Source organism: Candidatus Kapaibacterium sp. (assembly GCA_023957315.1).
Lineage (GTDB): Bacteria > Bacteroidota > Ignavibacteria > Kapaibacteriales > UBA2268 > PGYU01.
On sequence record JAMLHE010000004.1, the window covers coordinates 167,033 to 185,853 of the forward strand.

Here is an 18,821-nt window from a genome sequence, read left to right on the forward strand (position 1 = left end):
TTTTAAAACCTCTTGCCGGCCATCGACATATTTGATTCGATAGGTAATTCCAGACCTTTAATCAAGAAGTTCCAGTAAGTCCACCTGAACATTATTTTTCCATAATGATTCATCTTAGTTTCTTCAAGAAGTGAGAATGGACCAATTCCCGGAAGCGGGAATTTTCCCGGTAAAGGTTCAGTTTCATAATTGAAATCGATCAGAATACCTTTTCCAAAACCTGATTCAATAAAACAGTTTGCGTGTCCATCAAACTTGGCGTGAGGTTCTCTCCCTTCAATTACACTAAGGAAATTTTCCTGAAGTATATCTGCCTGAAAGTGAGCTACTGAACCTGCTTTTGAACTTGGCAGATCGGTTGCATCACCAATTATAAAAATATTATCATTAGCTTTAGATCTTAGAGTTTGAGGATCTGTGGGAATGAAATTAAGCTCATTACCCATTCCGCTTCTTGCAATCACCTCATCACCCATATTTGTTGGAATTGTTACAAGAACATCAAATGGGATTTCTGTTTCATCCCACGAAACAATTTTCATTTCATCATTATCTACACGGGCAATGTTAAACTCAGATGTTAGTTTTATGTTTTTCTTGTTGAGGAAGTCGCCAAGTATTGCAGAAGCTTTTGGTTTAGTGAAAGCCCCGGGCAGGGGAGTTACAAAATGAATATCAACTCTATCACGAATTCCTTTTTCGGTAAAAAACCAATCAGCAAGAAAAGCAAATTCAAGAGGAGCCACCGGACACTTAATCGGCATTTCGGTAATGTTTATTACAAGCCTTCCGCCTGTCCAGTGCTTGAAGAAGTCTCTCAACTGACAAGCACCTTCTATTGTATAAAAATCGAAAATTTTCTTATACCATAGCTTATCCTTCAATCCTTCGGTTTCTTCCGGTTTTGTTTTTGCACCAGTTGCAATTATTAAATAGTCATAACCAACGACTTGACCGTTTTGCAGTAACACTCTATTCTCAACAGGTTCAATTTTATCAATTGTGGAATTAATGATGTTAACCCCGGTTGGATAAAAATCTCTTTTCGGCTTTGTAACATCTTTACAGGTATAAATATTAAACGGAATAAAAAGAAATCCCGGCTGGTAATAATGATTTTCGTGCTGATCTACTATAGTTATCTGCCATTCATTTTTATCAAGAACATTGTTGAGCTTGTTTAGCATCATTGTGCCCGCAGTTCCGGCACCGAGTATTAATAATTTTTTCATTGTCTTTTACTCTGTTTAGTTTTCATTCTTAAAACGTTTGAGCATCTCAAATGTTTTAGAAAAAGATTCCGAAGCAAGTTCGGAATGAAAATTTGTGCCTGCAATGCCATTATTATGATTTCTCCAAGTCGCAATTTAACCAAGTCCTGAGTTTCGTTACCTAACCTTTCATACAAGTTGTGCGCATAATAGTCATCGAATTGAATTATATTGCATTTGAAAATCCACAAATCATCACACCTATTCAACTCCTCTGATAGCTCGCCAATTAAATATGCTCCCTTATATGTATCAATATCCTCATCAATTATTGCTTTTGCAATAATCAAAGCCATAGTCATATGGTCGAACTTGTCCGGCAAATATGGAGCAAATGCTTTATCAACTAAATCTCTTATATCACTCTGAGTAGGTTTGTTTAATCCGGCTAATTCTATCATATGCTTATTTTCTATTCCGTTTTCAATAAATGTAACAGCATAAGTTGGTAATTCTTCCGGGTACACCCAATCCAGCTTATATAATGTATAAACGAGTTCCGGTTTTAGTTCTTTCATTGCTTTCCTTATATAAAACTACAATCCAAATATACACATTCCTAATTACATATGCAAAATTATTGTAGTAAATGGGTGTTTTCGGTAGTATTTTTGGCGAAAAAATGTTTGATTTGGCTCTTATGTTATTAAGTCACGCTTGTTGAGTCGTTAAATATTTTGAATAGCAATCCTTCTTATGTCTTTCAATTTTTTAAAATGCGAAGGCGTCAACCCTGTCATCTTCTTGAACTGCATTGATAAGTGTTGAGCACTAAAGAGCCGATTTCGGAGAAACTTTGTTACAGCCAAAGCAGGGGAGCGGTGGTAGATGGGGAGCTTTTACAAGCTGTTTTTCATTTCGCGTATGAAATCTCTCGTTACTTTTTTGATTTTTTCATATCCTTCAGATTTCACATTTGACGGTTCGTCCAAATATAGCTTTCTGTTGATTTCAAGCATTATAGATTGAACATTTTGCTTCTTATTATAGTGCTCCATTGGCACGATTGTACCTTTGTATGGATAGTCTATACCTAAAGTATATCCGGCTTTCTCAAAAAATGCAACAGATTTGTCAATTAGTTTTTGGGGAGTATGGAATGAATCGGTGCCAATATTGAAATCCGGGCGATTGTGTTTTTTATGCAAGTCTCTAATCAGTGGCTTGCTCGGAAAAGAATGGCAATCAATAATCAAAGCTTTCTCGAAAGATTTCAATTGCTGATTAACTGATTGGCTGAGTTTTTGATGATGACGCCAATAATAGCCTTGCAAAATTCTTTCTCTCAAAGCCGGTGAAATGGTGCGAATCACTTCGCCATCATCGCTATTCTCGTACAGGACACCCATCCCGAATTGTGCCATAATCTCCTGCGAATCATCTGCAAATCGCTCCGGGTCGCAAAATATTCTTGAAAAATCAGCAATAATCATATCATCCTCATCAGAATGAAATAAATCTTCAGTATGCCAATCTGTCAATTTCAAAATCTCCTCTTCCAATTCCTTCTTACTCACAATGAATCCCTCTCTAATAGGAATCCTAGTAGAGGAATGAGGAATATGTAGAATGATTTGTTGTTTCATGGTTTAATTTTAATATTATGTGACCGGCTAATTTCTCTCAGCAGTGCCGAGAGTTTTTGGGGATTTCATTCTTTAGGTAGTTCCTTTTAACCATTCGTCCTTACCATTTCTTCAAGTTAATTTCTGCTCGATATTCTTCGTATGGTTCTTCAACTAAAAATAACTCAAGTTCTTTTTTGTTGTTGAAACCGCCAATTTTCTGTCTGTAAGTTGCATAAGTTTTAGGATTCTCAATTTCTAATTTTCTGTTCATACTTATTGTCAAGTATTCTTCATCTTGATCAATTCCTAAAAATCTTCTATTTGCCAAATTAGCTGCAATTCCTGTTGTTGAACTGCCTGCAAAAGGATCTAAAATCCAAGCGTTTGGTTTTGTAGAAGCTAAAATAAGTCTTGTCAAAACCGATAAAGGTTTCTGTGTTGGGTGTTTTCCACAAGATTTTTCCCAAGGTGCAATTGCTGGCAATTTCCAAACGTCTTTCATTTGTTTATCGCCATTTAATTGCTTCATAAGCTCGTAGTTGAAATAATGCGGAATTTTCTCATTTTTTCTTGCCCAAATGATTTGTTCTGATGAATGTGTAAAGTAACGACACGAAAAATTGGGTGGAGGATTTGTCTTTTCCCAAGTTACAATGTTGAGAATTTTAAATCCTAATTCTATTAAAATTTGTCCAACTGAAAAAATGTTGTGCATTGTTCCGCTAATCCAAATTGTCGCATCATCTTTCATCTTATCACGAACTAATGAAAGCCATTTACGGTTGAAGTCGTTTATAAATTCAAATCCTTCGGATTTGTCCCATTTTCCTTTATTTACACTTACAATTTGTCCGTTTTGTATTGACAGTCCATTGTTTGATAAAAAATAGGGTGGATCAGCAAAAACCATATCAAATTTGTGATCAAATTGAGGCAAAAGTTCCATTGTATCTCCTTTTAAGAGATAGAAATTTTTGTCGTCCGATTTGAAAAATGGTTTAAGCATTAAATTTCAACTAATCCTTCGTTCTTTATTTTCTCAATAAACAAATGAAGAGTCGAAAGATTGTATAAACTTGGAATAACGCTAAATGCCTCTTCAAGTTTGTTTTTGGCTGAATGCCAACCTTGTCCGTCTGTAATCCAAACAAATTCGTAATTTTTGTATTGGTTTATTTTCAGAGCAACATCAGTGTAAGACCTTGCAGTTTCATTAAGTTTCGAACCACCGCTGTTGTAATAATTGGTTTCAATCAAATACGTTTTCTTTTTTGTTTTAATAACAAAATCAAATCGTTTTATATCTGCTCCTAAACTTATGATTTCGGGATAGATTGTATTGATAACTTCTTTTTTATAAATTATGTCTGCATTATCGAAAAATAGTGACACCGCTTTTGACATATTCGCACCACCTCTGTTTTTTCTCGCGTTTGTATCTAAACCAACTTCAATTCCGAAAACGTAATCCACAAGGTTTGTGATATTCTTATTTCTGAATACATCTCCCAAACCTGTTTCTTCAATGTATTCGGTAATTGATTTTGAAGAATGAAAATAGGTATCAAGAAAAACAATGTCACCATTGCTATTAAAGGTTTTTGCTTTCTTATTTTTACGAACTGCTATTAGAATGTCAATAACTTCAAAAACCTTCGGATTCTCGTCATAAAGTTCTTGGATTGCTTCACCTAAATTCTCTTTGCCAATCAAGTAATTTAATTGGTTGAGTTTGATTGCAATTTTAGAAACGTTGCTTTTTATTTTCTTAAAATCAGTGAAATAGCCAAGTGTTGCATTGGTTTCTGAAAGTTGTGATAAGAAGATTTTAAATTGCTCTGACATATTCTTTGCTTTTCGTTTGGTTTGTAATCAAGAGTTCTTTTAACGAACCTCTCTTCTCCGGATTAGCATTAATACTTCTTCTTGCGTCAACCCTTTGAATATTGAAGTCAGAATATAAATCGTCAAAGAAATTATCGTTAATATCTTTTCCTTTAAGGTCAGAATTGCTCAAAATCCAATTATGGTTTAGAGAATCAACTTTGGTACAAAAATCCCTCAATCTGATTTGCTCATTGTCATTAAAATCGTACTTTGCATATGCGTTGAAACTTGACGTTTCGCTTAATGGCTTATAAGGTGGATCAAAATAAAACAGTGTGTTCGCTTCTGCAAACTTCAAAGTAGCTTGATAATCACCACACAAAATTTCCACCTTTTGTAAAGCCTTGTTTACGGCAAGAATATTTTCTTTGTCGCAAATAGTTGGTTGTTTGTAACTGCCCATAGGAACATTGAATTCATTCTTGCGATTCACTCTATACAACCCATTGAAACAAGTACGATTTAGAAAAATAAACAAAGCCGCTTGACCGCTTTGCTCTTCATTTCTTGCGTTGTACAATTCTCTTTTATGGTAGTAATAGAGTTTCTTTTTTTCTTCGTTACCTTTCAAATCGTGAAATTCATTTTGTAAAATTTCAAGTATTGATATTAGTTCTTTTGGTTTTGAAGCAATGATTCTATATGTATTGATTAAGTCTTCGTTGATGTCATTTATAACAGCTCTTTCAAGGTTTGGGAACTTGTTTATCATCGAAAAAAGTACAGCCCCGCTGCCTACAAAAGGCTCAATATATGTGAATTCATCTCTCGAAATGTCTTTTGGCAAAGCCTTTTCGATATCATTTATGAGTTGGGTTTTCCCACCTGCCCATTTCAAAAACGGTTTTGCTATTTTTTCTATCATTACTCTTTCAAATTAAAAAATTTGGTCAAAATTATCAATTGTTAGATTGACATTATTGTATTTCTAACATCATCACTCCCCCCAAATATACACATTCCTTTCTACATACCCAAATATTTGACAATGTCAATCTTCCTAAAATTTTCAGTTGCATTTCCATCTCTTCCGAGTGAAAAATTTGTATAAAAATGTGTTTCAAATCGTCTAAATTTCGTAAGTTTACAAATTGAAACCACTCATTTTAAAATATGTGGTTTGTAAAATTGTTTATAATGTAAGAGAGTTCAATTAGAGGAAAATTACTATGAACGAGAAAAATGATAGTCTTGTATCAGCGAACAGTTTAGATTTTCATGTTAGCAAAGTAATCAGTGGGGAACGCCGTTTCGAGAACGTTTTCCAAGCTGTCACTCGGATGATTTTGGATTATCCGAACGGAATCCGCAAAATCACCGTGAATGGGCGCCCAACCTACGATTTCCAGCTTTTCCGCAAACCCGGAAAGCATATCGTCGGGATGTACGACGAAATTAACAGCTTGGTGTCCTTTGTCAAAGATGCGGCTGATGGCGGTTCTTCAGCCGAAATGGCGTTTGTGCTAATCGGCGAGCCCGGCAATGGCAAAACCTTCCTTGTGGATTACCTCAACCGCTGCTACCGCGAGTTTTGCTCCGAAGAGCCTAATAGGCGCTACACTTTTAAGCTGAAGAATCTCGACAAAATCGGCGGCTACGGCAAAATCACGTCTATCGAATCTCAAACTTTCGAAGACCCGCTGATACTGGCAATGAATCTCTTTGAAGACCGCGACAAGAATATCGAGTATTTCGAGAAAATGGGTGCAGACGAGGAACAAATCATGTCCTATTTCAAAAAGTTCAGACCTCTCGGGGCTTGCTCCGACTACATTTTCCACCAAATTCGCAACTATTGCGACGGCGACATCGAAAAGATGAAAGCCTTCGTCGAAATCATCCCGATTCCGATTAGCGAAACTCGTGGCACTCTGACCGGAAAATATGCCGCAAAGGACAAAATCACCTCGTCCGCAGTGGATTTGCTGGGCGATGAATCAATTTCACGCTTACTGCACATCACCGACACAAATAATCCATACAGATTCGACCTGCGTCGCGGAGCATTGGCACGTGTTGCAGGTGGCGGGATTCATTTCGCGGATGAAATTTTCAAAAACAAGCGCGACCTCGTCCAAGTCTATCTCGGCGTCATCCAAAATCGTTCAATCGAAATCGAAGGCTTCAAGTGGCCCCTCGACACTTTAATCATTGCAACAAGTAATAACGCGGAATTCCAAAGATTTTTAGAAGAAAAAGAACAAGCTCCAATCGTTGACCGTTGCCGTTTGTGTTACATGGCTCACAACACTAACTATCAATTGCAAAAGGAACTTACACGGCTTTCCATCGGTAGTCTCGAAAAAACTACTTTCGCGGGCGAAAAGCTGCACATTGACCCGAATTTGAATTACGCACTTTCGATTTCCTTCATTTTATCGCGTATGCCACATACGGACAAGTTGACTTCCATCGAGATGATGAAGCTCTCCGCAGGCGAAGTTGCGGGCGAAAAGAGCGTCAAAACTCTGTCGGAAGTGATTGACCAACTTAACCGCGAAACCGACATCACGAAGCGATTTGGGCAAAAGGGCATGGGGCACCGTAATTTGGGGCGTGCAATCCAAATTTTGCTCGAAAAATCCGAGACTCAAGAAGGCAAATGTATGTACGCCGGCGACGTGTTCCCCGCGATTGAAGCCGTGATTCTGGACTACGTGCAAGACCCCAACGACCGCGCCAAATACCTGAACGATTTGAAAATCGCGAAATCCTTGCACCGCGAAAATATCATGACCTCAATTTTCAACGCCTACATGGACGAGCCCGATGCCATCCAAAAGGACGTGCTGAATTACGTCAACATGATTATCGGGATTGATGCCAAAAACCTCAGCCCAAACAAGGTCTGGACTTATCGCGACCCGCAAACAGGCAAAATTATTTCGCTCAAAATTGACGAAAACTTCATTGACAGCGTCGAATCGCGGCTCGGGCTGAAAAGCAAAGAGCAGAAGCAGTCGTACCGCACCACGATTTCCAAAATCTACGGGCAGAAGATGATTCAAGACCCCAACTACGATTTCATGGACAACAACGATTTGGTCAAAGCGGTCACTGACGTCAGGCTCAAATCCGACATTGCCGGAGCAGGAAGCCTCGTAGGGGCGCTCTCCAACCGTACTAACGACGAAAACCAAAACCTTTACAATCGGATGATAAAAACGATGATTGAAAAGCTCGGCTACGACGTCACTTGCGCCGAAAAAACTATCGAATACTTCTGCACTCCGGAGGACGCTTCGTAGAGCCACTTAATATTTAATAAATGACGGGATGGGTAGTAAATAAACTTGTCCCGTCATTGTTAGAGAGAGGGGAAGGATTAAAATGAAAATTGAATCTGATATAAAATGGAATTAAAATGCTAGCAGTTAGTAATTATATAGTCTATTGGATAATGATTGTTATTAACCTTCTACATTTCATATTTTTCATAACTACCTGTCTTAGTGCATTAAGCTATTTCGGTTGGTATAATAAGGACTTCAATATTGATACAAATCATTTATTTTTCAACATAGGTAGATATTTCCTTATGATTACAATTATTGTTTTGATTATAAATATTTTATCGATATACTTTTCAAAGCATTCAAAATATATTTCAGTTTTTGGTTTCAATAAGATATTTAAAACATACATGTTATATTTTCCAATTTTAACGATAATTACTTGGGTTGCTTTTCTCATTTTAATGTTTGAGCCATAATTTAATATACTTGGAGATTCAACAATGAAAATGCGTTTAATTAAAATCATAAAACTATTTTGCTTGTACTCGATATTTTTGCTTCTTGTAATTCTGAGGAGTCAATTAAGTGAAACTATTAATGTTAATACTGGTATTCTTTCTACTTAAAGGTTGCAGTACTCAAGTCGAATTGATAGATTTTAAAGTTGTGAAAATTGGAATTCAAAAGGTTGATTACAACGGAACATATTGGAATTCTTTAAAGGTTATTGAAACTGAAGAAACGATACTCGCTGTGATTGAAACAATTAACGAAGCTGATGAATTCAAGAGGGATAGACTAACTAAGTATCCACCGGCTTTATACAAAGTCATTCTTAATGATAGTTTAGAATTGGGCTTTTTGCCCGATCAACGTATATTTTTTATCAAAAATGATTTTTATCAACTACGAAAACCACTGAAAATATTGGAAAACTTTAGTGCGGATGTAGTACTTGAAGAAATGATAGATTATAAGGAAAAATAAATGATAAGCAATACAAAAATGAAATATTTTATATTATATTTAATTACATTATCACTCTCATTTGTTGAAAATTATCCAAATGATAGAATTAGAGTTATAGAAGATGTAAAAGAATCTTCTATTAGTAGGACTGATAAATGCTATTTTGTCAATTCTTCAGCTTTTGATACAAATAATATTCATGGAATCGCAATTTCAAATCATGTAGATTTGAGAAGTGTTCCCAAATTTAAAAAATTAAAACTATATGCTGAAGAAGTGAGTAAAAATCATCCGTATTACTTAATAATTAATAAGGTAGCAGATAAGCCTACAACGATTTTTGGTGAGTTGAACAATGATTCGATTAAGATATTTGCGGAATATTGTTTTTTTATAATTGATACAATTGAAAAATGGAATCAACATCCAACTATTAAATTGATATATTACGATCAAACTGATTCAATTCAAATGGATACAACAACAGATACGAAATTGATGATAAAAATAATCAACAATGATGATCTAATTATTCAAATTGATGAAATTAAGCCGAATTTTATGTTCGATGTAAGTTTGATTCAAATTGAACCAGATAACGAAAAGTTGGTTTTTGATTTATCAAAATATTGGAGGTTTAAAGCAGAATGTGAATACATGGATATTGACTATTTATTTTATGAACATGATGCTTATTTCATTTTCGATTTTTTGAGGGAACTTGCAAGATATGAAATTTTCACACAAAAATTTGGACAGACAGATTACGATTATCCGTAATTGTAAATAAATTATTGATAATAATTTATTTACAAATAAGTAATAAAGGACACAAAAATGAAATATTTAATAATAATATTGTCCTTGGTTGTAATATATAACGCAGAGTCGAGTGATTATCGTTACAACATCCAAGATACAACTTACATACAAGAAATGAGAAGTTTACGATTCGTTGCACCTGGCTATTATATCATTATTAATATCAAAGATTCAAATGGACTTGCCAAATACACTATACCATATGGTCGCGTTTTAGTTACCGTAAGAGAAGAAGGACTTATAGTTGATGACTCGTGGGACAACAAATTTTTTCATTTATTAACTGACATATTAGTCAACAATGATACATTAGTCTTGATGAAAACAGCTATGAATAATTCGAAACCCTATTTCGAGCTTGATGATAAATACATTCAGGTAGTGGACAGCATTGCCCATTATGGTGTTAAACATTTTCTGGAATACTTTTTTTTGAATCATGAGAGATATGGAGACCAATACTTTAGCGGTAGTTACAAACTTCATATAAGTGGAAAAGAGCCTGAAACCATCCTTTTACGCAATGCTGTTATCGCAAAGCTAATATCTTGGAGGTTTTTTGTATTTCACGGTGGTGAGGGTGTTTTATTTTATCGAAAGAGTACTCCAAATCCTGAATAATTCCTTTCACCTCTTCTTCTTAAATGTGTAGGGTGCGCTTTCGTCGAGTACTAATGCTTCTTCGACGATTAAAGCGATTAGAGGCAGGTCTATTTTGTCGGGTTCGGTCATCATTATTCCGCCGACTTGGACTCTCTTGCCGAAAGTTAAATATTTTTTCGAGTACTCGAGTTCCTTTGCTCTCACAAAACATAATTCGACAGCCTTGCTTTTGATTGGGTTCATGTAGCAAATCCAGGTCTTGCGGTAATAAAAGGGAACTTTAAACCGTATTTTGGGGTCAATTCCGGGTATTTCAATCATTAAATTGTGAATTATTTGCATCACTTCTCGCTGATTGCCATCATAACTTTCTATAAATTCTTCTATTTCCATTTTTTTCTATTTTTAATTATTAGTGTTTACATTGCAAATATAATAAACTGAAATCATCAAGCAAAAATTATGAAGATAATTTAATTATTTTTCCGAATCAAGTACAATTTACAAGATAATTTCGTAAATTTGCACCTTGTTTTATGAATAAAATTGTAGATATTATGAAATATTTGTTATTGTTTTGCTTGTTCGTATTTGTAAATGCTGTCGGATTGAGGGCTTCATTAGATTCTGTCCGCACTGATGAAATCGTTGTGACAGCCAACAGAGCGCCTTCGCTATACTCCGAAAATGCCCGTATCATCCAAACCATAAGCAGGGCGGATATTGAGTCTGCACCTGTGCAAAGTTTGTCTGATTTGCTCGAATACACAGCGTCGGTTGATGTTAGGCAACGCGGCAATATTGGCGTTCAGGCTGATATCGGCATCAGGGGCGGTACTTATGACCAAGCTCTGATTTTGCTCAATGGAATTCCTGTAAATGACCCTCAGACCGGGCATCATAATATGAATTTGCCGATAGATATTTACGATATTGAAAGAATCGAAATTTTGGAAGGTCCCGGTGCACGTGTTCTCGGTGTGAATGCTTTTACGGGGGCAATTAATATTATCACAACAAATGCAGAAAATAATAATTTCCGTGTTAATTTGAATGGTGGCGAATTTGGCTTCTATCGCGTTTTCTCATCGGTAGCATTTAATATCAATAAATTAAAAAGTTATTTCTCTGTCTCAAAATCCGCATCAGACGGCTATATTGATAATACGGATTTTAAAAATTTAAATATATTTTCTCAACAAAGTCTTAATACTGATATTGCTGATTTTAACCTTCAAATTGGCTACAATGACAAAGAATTTGGTGCAAACAGCTTTTATACAGCGGCTTTTCCTAATCAATTTGAAGCGGTGCGGGGGCTTTTTGGTGCATTATCATTCAGCAGTGGTCACGATATTAATCTCACCGGAAATATTTATGCTCGCCAGCACACTGATAGATTCGAGCTTTTCAGGGATAATCCCGCAGAGTGGTATTCGGGACATAATTATCACAAAACAAATATTTATGGTGGTTTGCTCAAACTGAATATTAAGTGGAGTCCCGGGATTACAAGCATTGGTACTGATATTAGGCAAGAGGGCATTCTGAGCAACGTTTTGGGCGATTTAATGGATGAACCTGTTGCAGTAAGTGGCGCAAGCGATGAATTCTACACACGCGAGGCAAACAGGAATAATATTGGATTTTTTGTGGACCATACTTTGAGTTATAATAAATTTACTGCTTCGGCAGGTATCTTTATGAACTGGAACTCAGATTGGGATTGGAATACTTATTATGGAATAGATTTGAATTATAAAATTAATCCAAATTTAGCAGTATTCGGAAATATTAATCAATCAACGCGTTTGCCGAATTTTACCGATTTATATTACGAAGGTCCGACAAACAGAGGCAATCCCTCGCTAATACCAGAAAATGCAAATACTTATGAAGTTGGAGCAAAGTATTTTAATGACTATATGCGATTTAGTGCTTCCGTCTTTGCAAGATTTGGGGAAAATCTAATTGATTGGACTCGTCTATCTGATACACTGCTATGGCAAACAATGAATGTATCCGAAGTCAATACCAAAGGATTATCAATATCGACAAATATTTATCCGCATCATATTAATGAGTTTCCAAAGTTTTGGACAGGCATTAATTTAAGCTATCAATATTTACATTCGGAAAAATCAAGTGGTGAATATTTATCATTTTATAATCTTGACCATCTGAAGCACAAATTTGCAATTAGTTCGCAATTTAATTTTATTGAAAATTTATTTATGGACATCAGATTGAGCTATCAAAGCAGAGTCGGTACATTTTATAATTATAAACTCGAGCAAGAAGTGCCTTACGAGGACATTACTTTACTTGATTTCAAGATGTATTATAATTGGAATAAAATTAGAATATTTACAGAAGTATCAAATATTATGAATCAAATTTATCAGGATTTGGGAAATGTTTATTTGCCGGGTCGCTGGTTGAGATTTGGTGTAGAATTCAGAACGGGCTTTTAGTCAGCAAAATAAACTTTTGCTTTGGTGTCCATAACTTAGTTTGTTTGATAAGGAGTTGTGAAAAATGCTTGAAGTTAAGTACATAACGAACGATAAAGGCGAACGAACAGATGTCGTGATGCCTTTGTCCGATTACATTGAAATCCTTCAAGAAATCGAGGATCTTCGTGTGATTGCCGAGCGGAAAGGTGAAGAACTGTTCACCCATTCGGAAGTAGAAAAATTGCTCAAATCTGCCATAGCCGGTGTGCAGTAATCTTCGTAATGGCGCTCTCGAACCGCACAAACGACGAAAACTAAAACCTTTCCAATAATTTGTATATTTTTATATTTCAGTAATAAAATATATCTACTATTCTGTCTGTATCCTCAGACGAAAAAGTAAAATATATTTTGGATGTACCCGAAATATAATTATAATTTATAATAGATAAATCTTTTTTCGATATAAAAAGCAAATCCTCGGAATTTTCTAACCACAATGGTAGTATAGGCTCTGAACCAGCCTTAGACCATGCTTCTATAAGCTTTCCGGATTCGATGTTTAATATCATTAATTGGTTTGGCTTCTCATGGTCAAGAATAGGGTCAAGAACAAAAGCAATTTTTTTTCCATCCGGTGATAAAACGATATGATATATACCAGATAATTCAGAAGTTAATTTAGTGTTAACCATATCACCGAAACTGTATTTGTATAAATTGAAGTCGAAACTACTACTATATCCGGCTTGATAGACAAGAATTGAATTATCCTTAGAAAAGTGGAAGCGCCTTCTGTAAGAGTATGTTATAAGGGCAGAATCAGACACAAGTATTTTATCTGAACCATCAATATTTTGAGCATATAGATAATATCTATGCTCCCCCCCTTCAGGTTTATTCAAATTCATAATTGCGTAAGCTATTTTGCTACCATCATAGGAAAGCTCAATATCGCTAATCATATCGTCATTGCCGAGGTAGATCTTAGTTGCTGTTTTCGAGGCAACATCGAATAAATACGTTTCGTTTGTTTTATGATAGTAAATAATTCCCTTTGTCCCGCTTTTTGCAAGACGAAAGATAGAAACGTCTGTAGTGAATTTCAGTGAATTGAGAGTATCTATATCGTCAAGCCTTGTAATATAAAATTCATGCTTGTCCATAGAATTGTTATAGCTTTTCATCATATCGAAGAATAGCAGTCCATTATCTGTTACTTCAAACAAACGGGCTTTTTTATCTATGAATTTTTTTAATATGCTACCGTCGGTCGAATATATTCCATTACCACCAGACTTTTCTATTTTCCATATAAATACAGAGTTAGTCTTGTTAGGAGGATCCTTTGGGATTGGATTAGTAGAATTATCTCCACAAGAAACAATGAGAAAAACTAAAATTGTTATTGTTTGTATTATTTTAAATTTCATCGCCCCCAATCCTTATAAAATATTAATTAATTTCAAAAAATTTCTTACAAGTGCTTAATTAAATATTAAAAATCACATTTCAAAAAAGCAAATTTCCAGAGTACTTTCCGACACTTACTAACATAAAAAGACTTTTCGACATTTCCAAAAATATTTTTCAAAAAAAAAGGCAATTCATAATTAAATGAACTGCCTTTGTAAAATTTGATTTGGCTATTTACCAAGTTTCGGGATTTTTCAAGTATTCGTCAATTGCTTTGGCGGCAGTTCTGCCGGCACCCATTGCGAGAATCACCGTTGCACCACCCGTTACAATATCCCCACCTGCGAATATGCCCTTCATATTTGTTTTCATATTCGATTCATCAACCAAAATATTTCCCCATTTATTTACAATGAGTTCCGGGGTTGTTTGGCTAATAATTGGATTTGAGCCATTGCCGATAGCGATTACTACTGCATCAACCGGAATTTCTTCGATAGCATCTTTGATAGGCACGGGACGGCGACGCCCTGAACTGTCCGGCTCGCCAAGTTCCATTTGTTGCAATTTGATGGCTCTGAGTACGCCATTGTCATCGCCCAAAAGCTCCAAGGGCGCCACAAGCAGCATGAATTCTATGCCCTCTTCTTTGGCGTGTTTGATTTCCTCCACTCTGGCTGGCATTTCCTTTTCGGTTCGGCGATAACAAATCATCGCACGTTTAGCACCCATCCGCTTCGATGTTCTGACAGCATCCATCGCAGTGTTGCCACCACCAAAAACTGCCACATTTTTATCTTTCAAATCATAAATTGGAGTAACATTATTCGGGAAATCATATGCTTTCATCAAATTAACGCGTGTCAAAAATTCGTTGGACGAGTAAACACCGTTCAAATGCTCACCCGGAACATTTAGGAAATATGGCAAACCTGCACCGACACCGATAAATATTGCATCGAAACGGGCTTGAAGCTCTTCGATAGTTTCGGTCAACCCGATTACGTAATTAGTGACAAACTCGACACCAAGCTGGTGCAAAGCATCAACTTCGGCGCGTACAATCTCCTTTGGCAATCTGAATTCCGGAATTCCATAAACAAGCACACCGCCAATTTCGTGGAGCGCTTCGAAAACTGTGACGTCGTGTCCCATTTGGATTAAATCTCCGGCACAACTGAGTCCTGCCGGACCACCACCCACGATTGCGACTTTCTTTCCGGTTTTTTCTTGAACGTGAACATGTTTCAAATTTGAGTGGTTACGTTGCCAATCTGCCGCAAAGCGTTCCAAATATCCAATGGCAACGGGTTTGCCCTTTTTAGCAAGCACGCAAACGGCTTCGCATTGTTCTTCTTGGGGACAAACGCGACCGCAAACCGCAGGAAGTGCGTTATCGGTTTTCAAAATTTCAGCAGCTTCGTCAAATTTGCCATCGGCAATCATTTTGATGAATTCGGGAATATTGACCGAAACCGGGCATCCATCAATACATACAGGATTCTTGCATCTGATACACCTTTCGGCTTCTTCCATGGCGATTTCAATTGAATAGCCCAAATTCACTTCTTCAAAATTCGTCGCTCTCTCGTGTGGTTCTTGCTCAGGCATGTCATGCCTGGGAATTTGCATTCTCTCTTTAGTTTTCAATTCAGCCATTTATATAGACTCCGCTATTTTTTTATTTTTTAATTCTTCGTTATAAACTACATCAATATTACACATATGCGCTTCCAGAGCGGCTTGTTCTTGGATACCGTAAGTTCTGTTGCGTTGCTGCAAAATTTTGAAATCAACTTGGTGTGCGTCAAATTCGGGACCATCAACGCAGACAAAAACTTGTTTGCCGTCAACGTAAGCTCTGCAACCACCGCACATTCCGGTGCCATCAACCATAACCGGATTGAGGCTCACAACTGTTTTAATTCCATGTGGGCGAGTAACTTCAGCCACCGCCGACATCATCGGGATAGGTCCAATCGCGAGAACGAAGTCAATTTTTTCGCCGCTATCAAGCAATTGTTGCAATTTTTGGGTTACAAATCCATGGAAACCGTACGAACCGTCATCGGTGCAAGGATAAACCTCATCTGATGTCGCAGCAAGCTCATTTTCAAGTATCACGTGCTGTTTGCTTCTGCCGCCGATTATTGAAATGACCTTATTACCGGCTACTTTGAGAGCCTTTGCAGTTGGATAAGCAATCGCTGTTCCAACGCCACCGCCGATACTAACAGCCGTTCCAAAGTTTTCAATGTGCGAGGCTTGTCCGAGAGGACCAACGAGGTCGCGGACAAAATCACCCGCTTCGAGTTGGTTTAACGCCTTTGTTGTAGCGCCAATTCCTTGGACGATTAATGTAATCCAGCCTTCAGTTTTGTCTGAATCAGCAATGGTAAGGGGGATTCGTTCGCCATTTTCGGCTATCCTGAGAATAATGAATTGCCCGGCTTTCTGCTTGAGGGCAATCTTTGGAGCATCAATTTTGAATAATTTGATGTCCGGTCCTATAAATTTCGCTTCTAAAATTTTGTTCATATTGTTACTATGCAATGTTTATGTAATTCATTTAACACTACTAAATTACGACTTTTTTCGCTAATAAAAAAAGACGGCACGAAACAAAATGATTATGACACAAAATTCATAATTCCAATGCTTTTGCGAGAAAAGTTTCACAACATATTGGCATTTCTGCCCATTATAAACATGATAATCAGGCAGGGGAGAGAAGATTAATTGTTTTATTGTCCAAACTAATACATTTAACCGCAAAGAACAACGGAATAGGATTATCTAGTCCTGTCAGTTGTTACTAAGACGTGATAAAGCATAAAAAAAGCTCCCGAAGCTTTGGAATTTTCGGAAGCTTTAATGTTTTATAGTTATTTCGTCCTGTCAGTTGTAACAACTGACAGCCTCAACATTTAACCACTTCGTGGTAAAACCCCACGACCCAAACCCCACCCTTCGACAAGCTCAGGGAGCGAATGTCACGACCCTCAAAAAAAAAATCCTCTTCCAAATGTGACAAAATCAATTTTGACTTGTTATTATAAATATAGTAATGACAAATTTAAAAATTGTTTTTGAAAATATGGAGAGCATCATGAAAAAAATTTACTTGTTATTTATTGCTTTAACGTCGATATTCATTTGTAACGTAGCTGTTGCAATCATGCCTAACGAGATTTCCGAAGAAATGGAAATGAACGACACATTAGCACCCTTTGTGAAATATACTTTTACATCCGATTGTGATGTTGATGGGGTCGCTCTTGATGAGCCCTGGAATGACCCCGAAAATCGCTCAAACATGAGCTCCTTAATGATGGATATTTCACAAAGCTATAATTACACATTCCAAGTTGAAGCTTTTGAAAAGGGCGTTGATTCTATAGTCAATTGGTCGTTGAGAAGACGCGACTATACTTTAAATGCCAGAGCTGTTTTAATGTTTTTCGATGTTGCGGGTAACCGTCGAGATATTATAATAAATTGTCTCTCTACGGCATCAGTTGATGATTTGGAACTTTCAAATTCTATTAACTTATTCAATGATAACTACACTCTACATTTCTACTCAGATAATGATTACATAGTTGATGAAATTATGATTTACAATTTGACAGGGGAACTTGTACTTTCTGAAAAAGTTAATCAAGCAATCAATATGTTTTCCGTCAAGATTGCTGATTTGAATCGTGGTGTATATTTAATTAAATTATTCATAAATGGAACATGGATAAACAAGAAAATTATAATTTAATAATATTTACAGCTCAGAATGTTTCCGAAGCCGTGCCTGCTCTTCTCAAGAGGGGGTTAGGGGGTGTTACGACAATTTATTTTAGGACAAAGCATGGTTATAATTGGATTTTTAATATAGTCAAATTAATACATTTTAACCGCAAAGGACGCAAAGAAGATGCAAAGAACGCAAAGAGTAGTATCTGTCATTCTGAGCCGCAGGCGAAGAATCAAGTTTTAAAATACATGGATTCCTCACTTCGTTCAGAATGACGCATGTTTTTCATAACAACTGACGAGACAGGGATTTTAAATAAAATTTAATATCAGCCGTTTCTCAACTTACCTCTTTAACATTGGGGATTTAAAGTATATGGATGACATTAGCATTTTCCCGCATAAAGATTCTGAACCAACAGATGCAGAATTAAAAGTAGCATTGGGTGATTCGTACGATATTTGGATTCGTTTGAATGATTTCGTATTGGATAGGTATCCCAAAGGGCTCGTTGATTGGAACTATCCCGGCAAAAAGTATGGCTGGAGCTACCGAATCAAAGACAAAAAAAGAACGATTATTTACTTCCTGCCTCGAGAAAATTATTTCAAAGTCGCACTCGTGTTTGGGCAAAAGGCATATGATATGATTATGGATAGCGATATTTCGGCTGAAATAAAAAATGATTTGCAACAAGCTACAAAATATGCCGAAGGACGAGGAATCAGGGTCGAAGTCAAAAACGACAGCATTCTACCTGAAATTATGAAACTTGTTGAAATCAAATTACTCAACTGATTTTTTTATAATTCAAATATAATAATCACTGTCGTTGTACTGTTGTT

General features: G+C 36.4%; 18 protein-coding genes and 1 pseudogene. 8 read left to right on the forward strand and 11 right to left on the reverse strand.

The annotated features are described in order from the left end of the window. Positions 1-2: 2 nt before the first annotated feature. The 7 genes and pseudogenes from M9949_05810 to M9949_05840 all read right to left on the reverse strand — a co-directional run bounded on the left by M9949_05810 (position 3) and on the right by M9949_05840 (position 5,591). Positions 3-1,232, reverse strand: coding sequence for an NAD(P)/FAD-dependent oxidoreductase (locus M9949_05810; GenBank protein ID MCO5250921.1), 1,230 nt, complete (start codon positions 1,230-1,232; stop codon positions 3-5). After that, positions 1,229-1,789, reverse strand: a complete 561-nt coding sequence (locus M9949_05815) for a hypothetical protein (GenBank protein MCO5250922.1) — start codon at positions 1,787-1,789, stop codon at positions 1,229-1,231. Before M9949_05815 ends, M9949_05810 begins: the two co-directional genes overlap by 4 nt. Positions 1,790-1,939: 150 nt before the next feature. After that, a pseudogene (locus M9949_05820) lies at positions 1,940-2,035 on the reverse strand (AraC family transcriptional regulator). A gap of 75 nt (positions 2,036-2,110) precedes the next feature. Then, positions 2,111-2,788 carry an N-formylglutamate amidohydrolase gene (locus M9949_05825; protein MCO5250923.1) on the reverse strand — a complete coding sequence of 226 codons (678 nt, stop codon included), beginning with the start codon at positions 2,786-2,788 and terminating at the stop codon, positions 2,111-2,113. A 169-nt stretch (positions 2,789-2,957) separates the two neighbouring features. Continuing rightward, the gene (locus tag M9949_05830; GenBank protein MCO5250924.1) at positions 2,958-3,845 is read right to left on the reverse strand and encodes a site-specific DNA-methyltransferase; all 888 of its coding nucleotides are present in this window, start codon (positions 3,843-3,845) and stop codon (positions 2,958-2,960) included. Continuing rightward, a complete protein-coding gene (locus tag M9949_05835; GenBank protein MCO5250925.1) occupies positions 3,845-4,684 on the reverse strand; it encodes a type II restriction endonuclease in 840 nt (279 codons plus the stop codon). Before M9949_05835 ends, M9949_05830 begins: the two co-directional genes overlap by 1 nt. Beyond that, entirely contained in the window at positions 4,668-5,591 is a 924-nt protein-coding gene (locus M9949_05840) for a DNA adenine methylase (GenBank protein ID MCO5250926.1), read from the reverse strand. The genes M9949_05835 and M9949_05840 overlap by 17 nt, the downstream gene beginning before the upstream one ends. 304 nt (positions 5,592-5,895) lie before the next feature. On the opposite strand from M9949_05840, the gene M9949_05845 reads away from it, so the two are divergent. From M9949_05845 to M9949_05860, 4 genes are all read left to right on the forward strand, one after another. Continuing rightward, positions 5,896-7,974 (forward strand): serine protein kinase PrkA, encoded by a 2,079-nt coding sequence (locus M9949_05845; GenBank protein MCO5250927.1) that lies wholly within the window; start codon positions 5,896-5,898, stop codon positions 7,972-7,974. Between the two features lie 573 nt (positions 7,975-8,547). Continuing rightward, a complete protein-coding gene (locus tag M9949_05850) occupies positions 8,548-8,949 on the forward strand; it encodes a hypothetical protein (protein MCO5250928.1) in 402 nt (133 codons plus the stop codon). Continuing rightward, complete coding sequence (locus M9949_05855) at positions 8,950-9,711, forward strand: hypothetical protein (GenBank protein MCO5250929.1); 762 nt, start codon at positions 8,950-8,952, stop codon at positions 9,709-9,711. Positions 9,712-9,768: 57 nt separating this feature from the next. Further along, on the forward strand, positions 9,769-10,374 hold the full coding sequence (locus M9949_05860) for a hypothetical protein (GenBank protein MCO5250930.1): 606 nt from the start codon (positions 9,769-9,771) through the stop codon (positions 10,372-10,374). Between the two features lie 6 nt (positions 10,375-10,380). On the opposite strand, the gene M9949_05865 is transcribed toward M9949_05860, so the two are convergent. Beyond that, positions 10,381-10,749 carry a DUF1801 domain-containing protein gene (locus M9949_05865; protein MCO5250931.1) on the reverse strand — a complete coding sequence of 123 codons (369 nt, stop codon included), beginning with the start codon at positions 10,747-10,749 and terminating at the stop codon, positions 10,381-10,383. 164 nt (positions 10,750-10,913) lie between these two features. On the opposite strand from M9949_05865, the gene M9949_05870 reads away from it, so the two are divergent. Both M9949_05870 and M9949_05875 read left to right on the forward strand, forming a co-directional pair. Next, positions 10,914-12,830: a TonB-dependent receptor gene (locus M9949_05870; protein MCO5250932.1), complete on the forward strand. Its 1,917-nt coding sequence runs from the start codon at positions 10,914-10,916 to the stop codon at positions 12,828-12,830. A gap of 64 nt (positions 12,831-12,894) precedes the next feature. Beyond that, positions 12,895-13,086: a hypothetical protein gene (locus tag M9949_05875; GenBank protein MCO5250933.1), complete on the forward strand. Its 192-nt coding sequence runs from the start codon at positions 12,895-12,897 to the stop codon at positions 13,084-13,086. Positions 13,087-13,162: 76 nt separating this feature from the next. On the opposite strand, the gene M9949_05880 is transcribed toward M9949_05875, so the two are convergent. The 3 genes from M9949_05880 to M9949_05890 all read right to left on the reverse strand — a co-directional run bounded on the left by M9949_05880 (position 13,163) and on the right by M9949_05890 (position 16,766). Then, positions 13,163-14,041 carry a hypothetical protein gene (locus M9949_05880; GenBank protein MCO5250934.1) on the reverse strand — a complete coding sequence of 293 codons (879 nt, stop codon included), beginning with the start codon at positions 14,039-14,041 and terminating at the stop codon, positions 13,163-13,165. Positions 14,042-14,462: 421 nt separating this feature from the next. Continuing rightward, a complete protein-coding gene (gene gltA / locus M9949_05885; protein MCO5250935.1) occupies positions 14,463-15,887 on the reverse strand; it encodes an NADPH-dependent glutamate synthase in 1,425 nt (474 codons plus the stop codon). After that, complete coding sequence (locus M9949_05890; GenBank protein ID MCO5250936.1) at positions 15,888-16,766, reverse strand: sulfide/dihydroorotate dehydrogenase-like FAD/NAD-binding protein; 879 nt, start codon at positions 16,764-16,766, stop codon at positions 15,888-15,890. A gap of 571 nt (positions 16,767-17,337) precedes the next feature. Between M9949_05890 and M9949_05895 the strand changes: the two genes are divergently transcribed. Both M9949_05895 and M9949_05900 read left to right on the forward strand, forming a co-directional pair. Next, positions 17,338-17,997 carry a T9SS type A sorting domain-containing protein gene (locus M9949_05895; GenBank protein MCO5250937.1) on the forward strand — a complete coding sequence of 220 codons (660 nt, stop codon included), beginning with the start codon at positions 17,338-17,340 and terminating at the stop codon, positions 17,995-17,997. 354 nt (positions 17,998-18,351) lie between these two features. Next, positions 18,352-18,774: a DUF3788 domain-containing protein gene (locus M9949_05900; GenBank protein ID MCO5250938.1), complete on the forward strand. Its 423-nt coding sequence runs from the start codon at positions 18,352-18,354 to the stop codon at positions 18,772-18,774. The last annotated feature ends 47 nt before the right edge of the window (positions 18,775-18,821 follow it).